The organism is Psychrobacillus sp. NPDC096623 (assembly GCF_044762655.1).
GTDB lineage: Bacteria > Bacillota > Bacilli > Bacillales_A > Planococcaceae > Psychrobacillus.
Genome location: NZ_JBIWER010000008.1, coordinates 95440 through 108416, shown reverse-complemented (window position 1 = coordinate 108416; position 12977 = coordinate 95440). Strand labels below are relative to the sequence as shown.

The following is a 12977-nucleotide window of genomic DNA, read 5'->3' as shown; positions in this document are numbered from 1 at the left end:
TCTCTTTTTTCATCTCGAGCAATAAAAAAGAAGTGAAGGTGAGTAATGGTATGAACGGGAAATTAATCATCCATGCCGATGAATGCTACCAAAAAGCAGAGGAGAAGGCTAATCATTATTTCCAATCACTTTATGCACAAGTTCAGCAAAAAGCATATGTGCCAACTTTAATGGAGGATATACACTTATGGAAACATAACCATATCCGTCATTATTCTTTGTTTCCAAAAAGAAAAGAAAAAGCTAATGCTGGTAGTTACCACAATTATATAAAGTGGCTCAATTATACAGGGAAATTAGATAATTATTTGAATCGAAGCATTTCTTATATTTTTATGCGAGATTTAGGGAAAGCATTGAACTCTCCAGAAACGGAGAGGCGGATTCGAAATGTAGTAGAAAATTTGAAAACGCATCTTCTATCTTCAACAGATAATCGAAAGAATGATGCTGAGATGTTCAGTATGCCAGCCTTGTACCGGCTTGCTCAAAGGGAAGGACTAGAGTCGACTTTCATATGGCTGATAAATAAGCTAAAGAACGTATCGGCAAATATTCCGAGCGAGATGGATGCAGAACACGCCAAGCGAAAGCTTATTAAAATTATTGCAGGTGTAATTATGCAAGAGGTAGAAGAGATGACTGAGGGAATTTCTCCAGAAGAGCGTCAGGAGCGGCTCAAAAAGGCGATTAGACTCGGGTATTCCTATGGATTGACCTATCCTTTTATCGATGATTTGCTAGATGCAAAAATTTTATCCGATGAAGAAGAAAAACAATACGCGCAATTGATACGCAGCACCCTTACTACAGGAGTTGTGCCTACATTAGATGATTGGACAGGGAAAAATGCAGAGCTAATCGGTTATATTCACTCAGAACTCAGAGAAGCCTTTGAATATATTAAAGCCCATCAACTACCAGAGACAAGAAATGGTTTTTTCGAACAATCCTATGTATTTTTTAATTCTCAAGAAATAGATCGTAAAAAAGATTTAGCTAATGCAAACTATACAAATGAAGAGCTTTATATACCAGTAATTTTAAAATCCGCATCTTCACGATTGATTGTCCGTTCTGTAATTGGTGCTCCAGAGGATGAGGGATTCGACAGCCGAACATTTTTTTATGGCATTTACAATCAACTTGCAGATGATTTTGCGGATATGTTTGATGATTTGAAGGACGGTGCAGTAACACCCTATACATACTACTTGAAGCATCACGATAAACGGCCAGATCTTATCAATCCATTTGAATTGTACTGGACGGTAATCTCCAATTTAATTCATCAGGTTTATCATTCCGATAAAATGACACGTGAAGTAATTTTAGACCGGGCTATAAACGGATTAAAACGCTATAGGGAGCGAGCAGGTAAGGAAAAGTACAAAGAAGTAATGGAACTTTTTGCTTTTGGAAATTCAAAATTCAATAAACTAATTCAACAAATGGTACGAAAAGCGGATGATGTAGATTTTTTCGACAAGCTACTGCGAGATCATATGATTGCAAGTTTGAAAAACGACAGACGAGGTCAGGAAGAATTTATCGATAAGGCCAAGACAATACGTAGTGAGATTAATAAGATACTGAATATCCCTAAAACGAATGCGATGAACGATTCCATAATAGATGCTGCAAACTACAGTCTTGCAGGAGAAGGAAAGCGATTACGACCGATCGTCACTTGGTTTATGGGAGTAAACGCATATGGTTTAACCCCTTCGACACTTGAGGCCCTTTTAAAATCATTAGAATATATGCATACTGCCTCTCTCATTTTTGATGATCTTCCATCCCAAGACAATGCAACATTACGTAGAGGTCGTGCAACACTCCATGAGGTTTATAATGTCTCCATCGCTGAGTTAACTGGTCTTTTCCTCACACAGAAGGCTATTTGGGAGCAAACTACTTTGGAGCAGTTCGATTCGAAAAAGGTGCTTAAGCTTATCCAATATTCCGCTCAAGTGATTGCTGATATGTGCAGAGGTCAAGCAATGGATTTAGATTCAAAAGGGCAGCAATTGACTTTAGAACAATTAAATAATATGTCCTTTTACAAAACTGGACTTGGTTTTGAAGCATCTATTTTAATGCCAGCAATTCTCGCAAATACTAGTAAATTAGAAATAGAAGCATTGAAAAAATTTGCCCGTCATGCTGGTATTGCATTTCAGATTAAGGATGACCTTTTAGATGTGGAAGGCGATGTAGCCTTACTAGGAAAAACGATTGGTAAGGATATAGAAAATAACAGCTCTACTTTTGTTTCTATTTTAGGGGTTGAGGAAGCCAAAAAAGAAATGTGGGAGAATTACTGTGTTGCGATGGAATCTTTACAGAATGTACCACGGGATACCAATTTCTTGAAACACTTTTTGGATTATACAATCAATCGCGATAAATGAAATGTTATGGAAGAGACTACCCCTAAAAGTTATGATTGAATGACTTTTAGGGGTAGTCTCTTTTGGGAATTCTGCTGCATTTCGGCGTTAAGGCCGTATGGAAACCGAGGTTCCTATTGGAACTAAGCCAGATAACTCCTCCACATCTTTATTGTGCATGCGAATACAGCCATGTGATACGGCTTTACCTATGGAACTAGGATCGTTCGTGCCGTGAATCCCGTAATGTTCTTTTGATAGACTCATCCACATTGTGCCGAAAGGTCCACCGGGATTAGGGACTTTATTGATAATGATAAAATCCCCTACAGGCGTATTGAACAAAATTCTTCCAATAGCTATTGGGTACTGCTTTTGTAAAAGACCGTTTTTTCGTAATCGCAACCGACGATTGTTTATGGATATTTCTATTTGATAAGGAAGCGTATTCGGATCTGGATAGCCTGGGATCACAATGGATTGACCAATAAAAAGTACATGCGGATTTATAGATGGGTTAGCGGATATAATTTGGGAAAGGGGTGTACGGTAGTCTCTAGCTATTTGACTCAGTGTTTCTCCTTGTTGAACTGTATGAATCAGTGTAAACACCTCCGTTCTAGTACATTATATGCTACTTTTTAAAAATGCTTCATCAGGTAGAATAAGGGCATAGTTTCATGAATAGAATCTCTTATAACAGAATTCTAAAGGTGGAATGAGATTGAAGATATTATTTATATTTCTATTATTCATAGTCTATTTCGCATTATCACTTTCACTGGAAAGCACCAAAGCAATAGGTTTCTATTTACTTATTTCATTAGGATTATTTTTTTGGGGAGTTTTGGAGTGGCAACGTTTGATTAATGGAAGAAACTCGGAAAACAGAAGGAGATTTGAGGAACTGCTCGCCGAAATTCCCCATACGGAAAGTCTTAGTTCGGACAACTTGTTAAATGTAATGCTTATAGATGATGTGAATAGTATTTTTTATCTTCTCCAAAGAGATTCCCTTGCACAAGATTTTAATATAGCAGCTATTCCTTTTTCTCAAGTGCTCGAAGTTGCGATCATGGAAGACGAGCGAGTTCTAAACTTATATCCCAAAGACGGTATATTGGAAAGTAAGCTAGAAAGTGAGGAAGAAATAGAGGATGATGAAGATTCTGATGACGAAGAAGAGGCAGAGGCAGAGGACGAATTTATAGAAGCATTGAGTTTGAAAATAGTAGTAGACGATTTAGCTAATCCTATTTTAGAATATCCTTTTATACAGAATGAACAGGTCCTGGTCCTAGATTCGGAAGAATATTCAGAAGCAATTTTAAGCTGCAACGAATGGTATCAAAAAATCTGTATTATTATTAAACGCTATGAACATGGCAAAGTGCTCGTTAGACAGTGGCACTAGGTAATAGGCAATATGCCAAGCTAAGCATTGAAAGTACTTAGTTTGGCACTATTTTTGTCATGGCGTACTTGTTCCAGTACCACTAGTAGGAAATAATTTCTTTTCCTTGGATTGCTCCTGGAGAATCGTAAGTAATATTTTCTGGATTACTTTTGACTCGGGTGTTTCATTCAAATGAAATGCTAGATTACATTCTTCCAATGGGTCCCTTGTAACATTATATAATTCATACTGATCATCGACTGGAGCTTGCTTAGTAGTCGTTATACAAATGGCAACTTCCTTAGTATCTGTCACTGGATGTGACTCTTTTTGTTCGGTTACTTCATCATCAATACCTGGATTACTCCAAAACTGAGCATTATCAAAGTAACGAGTAAGCTTCCAAATCTCATCCGCTTTTTCTTTCCCGGTTGGAAGCTTCAAAATTACGGTTTCTAAGTGATTTGGCTGGATAACTGATTCATAAGGTTTTCCCGTTACAGAAAACTGCTTCATGCCTTTCGTCACTTCATCATCCGTCATAAAATAAATAGGTTCGTTTGCTCGTGGGAATTTGCTATTGCCTTTTAGCAAGGCGGAGAGATCTCGTCCTACCAATGGATGCACTTCGCTGTGTCTTTTTTTGAGTTCATTTTGAGCATCGACTGTATTGATATTTGCAAGAGCTAAAAGAGTAGGAATTATATCTAAATGACTTGTAATCATGTCCGTTTCCATTGCAGTAGAAAACTTTGGGCTATGAATAATTAACGGGACATGCAAGGATTCTTCGTAAGCATTATGCCATTTTTGAAATAATCCACCATGCGCGCCGACTAGGCTTCCATGATCTGCGGTAAAAACGATAATCGTATCCTTATAAAAGACAGATGATTTAAGAGCCTGAAAAACTTTATACATTTCATCGTCTACTTTCTTTTGAAGCGAATAATAGAGCTGTCGATAAAGGAGGGAATCGAATGTCGGCTGAAGTGCCTGCTGGTAGATATCCCGATAACTGAGCTGAGCAGAAGGTTTAGTAAGTAAATTTTCATTTGCGGTAGGAGCAGGTGGAACGAAAGGAAGGATAGGATCAATCTCAAAATTAAACATAGGATTGAAACGAGTAAATAGACCAAGAAGCGTAATATCATGTGGATTTACAAAAGAGGAAACAATGAGCCATGGCGATTCATCAGCTAATTGTGCCTTTTTTTCAAGCGAATGAATTAAATCCACGACATCCTTCGCATAAAATTCATCTCTCCCACTTACCCCTACACCTGCAGAAGACCCCGAATTTCGTGGATTAGACCCATGCGGTTCCGGACCAATCCAACCATCGAAACCAAAATTATTCAATCGATTGGCATGTTCATAAAGTTGCTCTTGCGCACGATTTGGGACACCAGTTTTCGGATGATAGCTTGGGAGAGCATTATGAGTACCAGGTATTAGAATATCCTCATCGGATAGATGCCATTTTCCTTTCCAGTAAGTTTGATACCCGGCAGTGCGAAAGTATTCGCCTAAAGTAGGTACCGTGCTAGGATCTAACCAAAATACATCCGGATCAGATGCGCCTTTGGCAACTCCAGTTGTTTGCGTCACCCCATGAAGTGATGGATACTGACCGGTAAATAGGGTTGCTCTACTCGGTGCACAAGCTGTGCTTCCAATATAATGATTTAAAAATGTCATTCCTTTATTTCTTAGCAGCGCTTGTGTTTTTAAACTTTTCATTCGCCACTCTTTTAAAGCGTCGGTTTCATAAACAGTTGGAAATCTTTCTTCATCTACAATGATAAAAAGAATATTTGGTCTGTCCAATTTCATAACCCCTTCATTTTTTTACCTTCATTTATTGTATGAAAAAGTGATAGGGCGAAATGGATATTTAGTCTAGAGCTGTCCAAATATAAACCAAAAGAAACAACATATTATTTATGGAACTCTTATTAGTAATGACCTATAAATTACATTTAGAGCTGGACATCTACTAATTGCTAAAGGATGTCCTTTTATTTCGATATAAAAAGCTAGGACTATGTAACGTACTTGGTTTTCATTATATTTATGTAAAATATTATATCCATTCCTATATGTCTTTTGTATAATAGTGAATAGTCAGAAATTTAATAGAGGTGTAGAGCAATTATGATCTTATATGATTCAAGAATAACAATAAAGGACCGCATCCAAAAGGCTGTATATAATTCTATACATAAACAAGTAATGTTAGTAATTTCAGCTAAATACGAAAATTATCCGTTTATGCCGGTGCCGTGTCATGATTAATTTTCCAGATCTATTTAATCAAGTAATCATGGTGCTTTGCCTCATCCTAATTTACCAACTTTTTTTTAATGAGAGAGAGTTGCAACGCAGAAAAATGTCCTCCAAGTTGTTACTTTTACTACTAATCATGCTTTTCCTAACGGTGACTTTCCCTATCGAAATAGAAGGGGATATTCACTATGATTTTAGGCTTATACCTATCATTATTTCTTTTATTTATATAGGAGTGCTGCCAGGTTTGCTTCTTACGGCTGTTTTAGTTTTTTACAGGGTATACCTCGGTGGGGTAGGAATCTATAGTAATTTATTTGATATCATTGTAATTTCACTTATCGCGATACTATTGGTTTTTCTCACGAAAAGATATAAATTATATACCTTAAGGAGTAAAGCCTTTGTTGTTAGCTTTGTTTTTTTGGTATCATCCATAAATAAAATAGTATATTTGTATATAAACCAACATTTGGAACAAATACCTTTAATGATTTTCTATTTTATAGGTGCTTGGATCAGTTTGTTGTTGGTGGTTTATATAATAGATTATGTGGACCAACATTTACAGATTCAGTTGGAACTCCAGCAGGCTGATAAATTGAATGTAATAAGTCAATTATCAGCTTCCGTAGCACATGAGATAAGAAACCCTATGACTACTGTCCAAGGATTTTTGCAGCTGATGAGTAGTGATCCTCAATTACAACAAAATTATAAGAACTATATCGACATATCACTCAAAGAATTAAACGATGCCCAATCTATCATTAATGATTACTTATCGTTAGCCAAGCCGCATACAGAAGGATTCTGCAACATTAACCTTTCAACTGAAGTAAAGAATGTCGTTAGTCTCATTAATTCATACACGAATATAAAGAATATACGCATTGAATCTTCCATTCAGGATTCGTTATATATGAACGGAAATAAGGTCGAACTAAAACAAATTTTGGTAAACATTATGAAAAACGGAATTGAGGCAATGGAAGAAAACGGACTACTTACTATCCGCTTATATTCGAAGCTTGAAGAAATTTTTATAGAAATAACTGATACAGGAAGTGGGATGACAAAAGAACAGGTCCAAAAGATGGGTACACCATTTTACTCCACCAAGGAAAAAGGAACTGGAGTTGGATTAACCATTTCATATCAGCTAATTCATGCGATGAAAGGAAAAGTGGAAATTGATAGTGAATGTGGGGTAGGAACTAAGTTTACCATTCGCTTCCCTTGTTAGTTTATTGATAGCAATTCAAACACTTAATGCTCTTCCGTTTTTATATCTTGACCTCGAGATAATAAATCCATACACTTAACTAAACTAAGTCGAGTAGAAAAGGATGATGAGAATTGGAAGAGACAAAGAAACAGGTCCCAACCGAAGTGGATGAAAAAGGTAAATTTATTCGTCAAAAAAATCGTTTTGCAACACCTTTTGGAAGTGACAGTGGAGAACTTTCAGTAGAAGCTGGAAAATATCGTTTGCTATGGGCTGCTGTTTGTCCTTGGGCACATCGCTCTGTCATTGTGCGAAGCGTGCTTGGGCTAGAGGAAGTTATTAGCTTAGGAACTGCTAGTCCGATGCGTCCAAATATTGATCGAGTAGATTGGGAATTTTCTTTGGATGAAAATGGAGTAGACCCTGTGTTAGGTATTAAATATATAAGTGAAGTATATCTCCAAGCGGATGCTACATATGAGGGAAGACCAACAGTCCCTGTCATCGTTGATGTGAAAGAGAAAAAAGCAGTTAACAATGATTATTTTCGATTAACGAATCATCTAGAAACTGCATGGAAGCCATTTCATAAAGAAAATGCGCCAGATTTATATCCTGAGCATTTACGAGAAGAGATTGATGCTTTAAGTGAAGTTATTTTCCATGAAGTGAATAATGGTGTATACAAATGTGGGTTCGCCCGTTCTCAGGAGGCATACGAAGAGGCATATGATGTTTTATTTGCACGTTTGGATGAATTAGAAAAACGTCTATCTACACAACGTTTCTTGTTTGGAGACTATATTACAGATTCAGATGTTCGTCTGTACGCAACACTTGTACGCTTCGATGTTGCATACTACGCAGCTTTCAAAACAAATCGCAATCGCATTGTAGATTTCCCTAATTTATGGGGCTACTTACGCGACTTATATCAAACACCCGGCTTCGGTGATACAACAGACTTTAATGCGATTAAAATACACTATCATTTATCAAACCATATTGCCAGTGACGATCAAAAAGGCCCAAATAATATTCTACCAAAAGGTCCAGATACGTCCATCTTCCATTCAAAACATAATCGTGAAGCTTTGAGTGGTAAGAAAGAGAAATTTCTTATTTAAGGGGATGTAAATTTTGATCATACGCGATTCGAAAGAAGAAGAATTAGCATTTATACGTGAAATGAGATTACAGGCATACGAGGAGCATGCTTCCAAAATACCGGAGGCACATTGGAATACACTCAAACAATCGATATTATCAGATGCTGATTCAAAACCTGGTATTGAACGAATGGTAGCAGAAATTGATGGAGAAATTGTCGGAAGTGTTGCCTTGTTTGCACCAGATAAGCAAGTATATGCAGGTATGTTAGACGAAGAACTGGATTACCCGGAACTACGTATGCTCGCAATATCCTCGAAGGCAAGAGGAAAAGGTGTAGCTACAGCACTTATCAATGAATGCATAAAGCGCTCAAAAGAAAAAGGGTTCACTGAGATGGGTCTCCATACTGCTGATTTTATGGAAAATGCCATGAAGTTATATTCGCATCTTGGCTTTGAACGCCTTCCGCAATTTGATTTTGAACCAGCAAATGATGGCATTATCGTAAAAGCATTCCGTATCACGTTCTAATTAAAAAGTAACCTAGTTTTAAACAGTCTATCCTGTTTTAGAGCTAGGTTATTTTTATGAAGGACTATGTCAAAGCGCAAGGTGATTTTTTTCTGTCTTTTTAACTATGATTTTTCATAAAGAAATTTAGCCTAAGTAACTATCTAACTCCTTTTTCTGAAGCAAGTGATGACGAAAATGCATTTCAACCAACTCGTACCATTCCTTTCCATTCAGCCAACCGAACCCACCATGTTCCACTTTATTATTAGGATTAATATAATCCACTTTTGATTTCATATGACTCATTCTATGAATTAACAGTTCCATCCTACTAATTAGAAATCCCTTGCTATCCGAATTATTTGGTGGAGAATTTAGTTCATCTGGCAATCTTATTTTTATAGGTGGAAACCCACCGTTTTTATATAATTGCTCTCCAAACTGGGTTTTCCCAAAGGGGTGTTCTTCGTTTAATGCAGCACATATTTCCAAATTATCAAGATACTCATGAGCAACAACAATTAAATGATCATACATTTGTCCAATAGACCAAACCCCCTCATCCGAATTATATCTGAGCTGTTCCAATGAATAATTGTAAAGATCGCTTTTGAAGGTAACGAGTAGTTCGTTGTCACGCATTTTAAATTCCTCCTTTAAAAATAAATCTGAATTTTTAGTTTTCTAGTTTAGGAATGATTATAGCAGAGCCTATATTAATATTGCTATTTAAATAGTTCAAACATAAAATGAGTGAAAGGATTGAATGTGAGGGAGGATAAAATTATGATAAGTGATTTAGATTTGAAGCACCTACAACATTGTATTGAATTAGCAAAAACGGCACTGGAGAAAGGTGATGAGCCATTTGGTTCAGTACTTGTCTCACCTAACGGAGAGGTGCTTGCAGAAGACCATAACAGAGTTGCAGGTGGTGACCATACTCAACACCCAGAATTTGCTTTGGCGCGTTGGGCAGCCAATAACATGACACCAGAAGACAGAAGTAAGGCGACAGTATATACCTCTGGCGAACATTGCCCCATGTGCGCTGCTGCCCATGGTTGGGTTGGTTTAGGTAGAATCGTTTATGCCAGTTCGTCTGAACAATTAGCACAATGGTTGAGTGAATTGAAGGTATCTCCATCACGCGTACGTAATCTTCCCATTCATGAAGTAATTCGGGATACCACAATCGATGGTCCTGTTCCTGAACTAGCGGAGCAAGTTCGTCAACTTCACCATCAGTTTTACGCAAAGGGACGTTGAGGAGCTACGTGCCAGTGAAAACATTTAAGATGGAAGAACTTTTAAAGTACGTGAGTATGGCAGATTCTCAAGTTTTGGCACTTTGTATGATCGATATCGACTATTTCAAACGCTATATTGATTTTCATGGACAGTTGGAAGGCGATCGTTGTTTCGTACTAGTGGCCGATTGCTTGGGAACAGTTATGGGTAATCACAAAGGATTTTTAAGTTATTTTTCTGGAGATAAATTTATATGCTTATTAACAGATATTGAGGCAGAGGACCTTGCTCAATTTGCAGAGAATTTGAGAGAGGCTGTGGAAAATCTGAATTTTAAGTTTTGTTGGCAGCAGCATTCCTTTCAGGTGACTATCAGCGTGGGTGGCGTTCATGGTCTAGTAAGTCAATTTAAGGATAAGGAAGAAATACTTTCTGTAGCAGATGAGGAGTTATATAAAGCAAAGTCGACTGGACGTAATAACGTGAAAATAAAATTCAAATGATAAAAGCTACTAGATAAATCAGGTAGCTTTTTTATCTCTACTTTTTGTAGAGGAAATTCATAATCTTTAGCCGAATATTAATAGAATAGAGTCAAGGAGGGAGGGGGAAAATTGGAATCTGCATTCGAAATGTTTTCGGCAGTACATATAAGTTCAATGATTACTTTATGCTTACTAATCCTTCTGTTATTTATCTGTAGAAATAGGTGGTCAATTCAACAAAAGAAAGTCCAATTCATTGAACGTTTCTTCGCTCTTACTTTATTCATAATGGACGGTTATTATTATATATGGCTTGTTCAAACAGGAAGATGGGACTTTGGCAACTCTTTACCACTTGAACTATGTAGTATTAGTTTGATAGTATGCATTGTTTTACTGTGGACTGGGAGCAAGAGGCTATATCCATTTGTTTTTTACGCTGGTATTGGGGGAGCTATTCAGGCAGTTGCCACTCCAGTCTTGGATCTTAACTTTCCGCATTTTAGGTTCTTCCATTTCTTCTACACGCATTTTGGCATCATCTTAACTGCTCTTTATTTTACTTGGGTGAAAGGTTACAGACCTACCTTCAAAGGGGTTGTTCAGACGATGATTACATTAAATGTATTGTTGCCATTCCTATTTGCTATAAACATTTTAGTTAAAGGCAATTATATGTTTTTACAGGAAAAGCCTAGAGGTGGAAGCTTGCTGGATTTTTTAGGTCCTTATCCATGGTATATTCTATCCCTAGAGTTAGTTGCGTTCGTTGTATTTTGCTGTTTATGGCTTTTATTTAAGACGAAGAAGCATAAGGAGACTGCTACCTATGACATTACATGATCCTACAAGTCTTTCAGATTGGCTATCTCCCCATTCAATCGAATGGTATCAACAGCTTTCTGAGTTACAGCGAATTTATACATATACTTGGAATACTACACCTAGTAAGCCTAATGGAGAATCTATATTTGATGAAGAAGTGAGGGATATGGCTAAAGATAGAAAAGTTTTAGACGTTGGTTGTGGACATGGAGAATTTACTTTTCATTGTAGTTCAATTGCAAAAGAGATAATAGGGTTCGATGTAACAGAGAATTTTTTAGAAATTGCAAAAGCCCATAAAAAAGCAAATCTCTCATTTGTAGTTGGAAATACAAAGCAAGGATTACCTTTTGAAAAAGGTGAATTCGATAGTGCATATATTCGAAAAGGACCAACCTCTGCCTATCCTTCTCTTACAGAAATAGTTCAAAAGGGTGGAACAATTCTTGGTCTTCATCCAGGGGATGAATCTGGGAAGGAACTGCCTCAACTTTTCCCAAATTTGTTTGAGGAATCTTCAGGTACACCAATATTAGATAAAATAAATGGTCAATTGGAAATAAGTAATTTCACTTCTGCTGAGCTCGAGCATATAGCAAGTACAGAATATCTGCATTCTCCTTTAGATGTATTAAAATTACGCTGTTTTGGTCAAACTGCTCAAGTTTTTGAGAGGCTTAAGGAAGAAAATTTAGTGGAAATTACAAGAATATTTGATGAAAATAGAACCGAGCAAGGCTTAGCTATAACTTTTTCTCGCTATATCGTTCGTTTAACCAACTAAACGAAAGGATTGTTTTGTTGGATCAGATCTATTTTGTCCATCAGTATATTGCCATAAAAAAGAGCTTGGAAATATATCTCCAAACTCATGTATCTTACTATCCATTTTTACTAAAGCACCCATTGAAGAAGAACGGAAATATGTCAATTAATATTTCGTAAAAACTAATTTACTTTTAAATTAATTAGTTCTTCATATTCACCTGTAATAGTACGCCATTTGATTTCAACAGTAGCGTCGTTTAACGATAAAATTGCTTGATCTTTAGTAGCTGGAGGATTATTTCCTCCGCCCGTCTCAAAGGATATTGCAGTTTGTTCTTCTTGAGGTTCAACTTCTCCAGTACGCCCGCCTTCGTCAGTAACAACCGAATAAGTGACATATAGGAGTTCCTCATCCCCTGTATATTCAATTCCTCCTCTATCGGAGAGATGGGTATCGGTCATTTCGTATATTAGTTGTGCATTCCATAAGTCTCCTTCACCAGTGGCTTTAATAGTTTCTTGATTTGAACAAGCTGTAAGTAAAATCATTGTAAATAGTAAAATAAGTATATTTCTCAACATTACCCCCCCTCAAATCCGGATTAAATTGCCCCAATGTAATGACTATTTCGACAATTGTATAAAAATACCTCTTATTAAAACTAAACTGCTCCTTTAGTTGAATAAGATACTACAATGTTTTTTAAGCAAAATTA

13 protein-coding genes are annotated in these 12977 nt (G+C 36.8%); 9 read left to right on the top strand and 4 right to left on the bottom strand.

The features are described 5' to 3' along the window. Positions 1-50 precede the first annotated feature (50 nt). Positions 51-2414 (top strand): polyprenyl synthetase family protein, encoded by a 2364-nt coding sequence (locus ACIQX2_RS17965; protein WP_402853602.1) that lies wholly within the window; start codon positions 51-53, stop codon positions 2412-2414. 87 nt (positions 2415-2501) lie between these two features. Here the strand turns inward: ACIQX2_RS17965 and ACIQX2_RS17960 are convergent, their stop codons facing one another. After that, positions 2502-2996 (bottom strand): L,D-transpeptidase family protein, encoded by a 495-nt coding sequence (locus tag ACIQX2_RS17960; RefSeq protein ID WP_402853784.1) that lies wholly within the window; start codon positions 2994-2996, stop codon positions 2502-2504. A gap of 121 nt (positions 2997-3117) precedes the next feature. Here ACIQX2_RS17960 and ACIQX2_RS17955 point away from each other — a divergent pair, with 121 nt between their 5' ends. Next, positions 3118-3807, top strand: a complete 690-nt coding sequence (locus tag ACIQX2_RS17955; RefSeq protein ID WP_402853599.1) for a hypothetical protein — start codon at positions 3118-3120, stop codon at positions 3805-3807. Between the two features lie 57 nt (positions 3808-3864). Here ACIQX2_RS17955 and ACIQX2_RS17950 read toward each other — a convergent pair whose 3' ends face one another. Then, positions 3865-5625, bottom strand: a complete 1761-nt coding sequence (locus ACIQX2_RS17950; protein ID WP_402853596.1) for a sulfatase-like hydrolase/transferase — start codon at positions 5623-5625, stop codon at positions 3865-3867. A gap of 454 nt (positions 5626-6079) precedes the next feature. On the opposite strand from ACIQX2_RS17950, the gene ACIQX2_RS17945 reads away from it, so the two are divergent. From ACIQX2_RS17945 to ACIQX2_RS17935, 3 genes are all read left to right on the top strand, one after another. Then, positions 6080-7324: an ATP-binding protein gene (locus tag ACIQX2_RS17945; RefSeq protein ID WP_402853593.1), complete on the top strand. Its 1245-nt coding sequence runs from the start codon at positions 6080-6082 to the stop codon at positions 7322-7324. A gap of 113 nt (positions 7325-7437) precedes the next feature. Continuing rightward, positions 7438-8433 carry a glutathione S-transferase family protein gene (locus tag ACIQX2_RS17940; RefSeq protein WP_402853590.1) on the top strand — a complete coding sequence of 332 codons (996 nt, stop codon included), beginning with the start codon at positions 7438-7440 and terminating at the stop codon, positions 8431-8433. 13 nt (positions 8434-8446) lie between these two features. After that, a complete protein-coding gene (locus tag ACIQX2_RS17935) occupies positions 8447-8950 on the top strand; it encodes a GNAT family N-acetyltransferase (protein ID WP_402853587.1) in 504 nt (167 codons plus the stop codon). A gap of 126 nt (positions 8951-9076) precedes the next feature. Here ACIQX2_RS17935 and ACIQX2_RS17930 read toward each other — a convergent pair whose 3' ends face one another. Further along, positions 9077-9574 (bottom strand): DinB family protein, encoded by a 498-nt coding sequence (locus ACIQX2_RS17930; RefSeq protein ID WP_402853584.1) that lies wholly within the window; start codon positions 9572-9574, stop codon positions 9077-9079. 144 nt (positions 9575-9718) lie between these two features. On the opposite strand from ACIQX2_RS17930, the gene ACIQX2_RS17925 reads away from it, so the two are divergent. The 4 genes from ACIQX2_RS17925 to ACIQX2_RS17910 all read left to right on the top strand — a co-directional run bounded on the left by ACIQX2_RS17925 (position 9719) and on the right by ACIQX2_RS17910 (position 12277). Further along, entirely contained in the window at positions 9719-10201 is a 483-nt protein-coding gene (locus ACIQX2_RS17925) for a nucleoside deaminase (protein ID WP_402853582.1), read from the top strand. Positions 10202-10215: 14 nt separating this feature from the next. Beyond that, positions 10216-10686, top strand: a complete 471-nt coding sequence (locus ACIQX2_RS17920; RefSeq protein WP_402853579.1) for a GGDEF domain-containing protein — start codon at positions 10216-10218, stop codon at positions 10684-10686. Positions 10687-10797: 111 nt separating this feature from the next. Beyond that, on the top strand, positions 10798-11511 hold the full coding sequence (locus ACIQX2_RS17915) for a YwaF family protein (protein WP_402853576.1): 714 nt from the start codon (positions 10798-10800) through the stop codon (positions 11509-11511). Then, positions 11498-12277 (top strand): class I SAM-dependent methyltransferase, encoded by a 780-nt coding sequence (locus ACIQX2_RS17910; RefSeq protein ID WP_402853574.1) that lies wholly within the window; start codon positions 11498-11500, stop codon positions 12275-12277. Before ACIQX2_RS17915 ends, ACIQX2_RS17910 begins: the two co-directional genes overlap by 14 nt. A 164-nt stretch (positions 12278-12441) precedes the next feature. Here ACIQX2_RS17910 and ACIQX2_RS17905 read toward each other — a convergent pair whose 3' ends face one another. Next, entirely contained in the window at positions 12442-12840 is a 399-nt protein-coding gene (locus ACIQX2_RS17905) for a hypothetical protein (RefSeq protein ID WP_402853571.1), read from the bottom strand. Positions 12841-12977 lie beyond the last annotated feature (137 nt).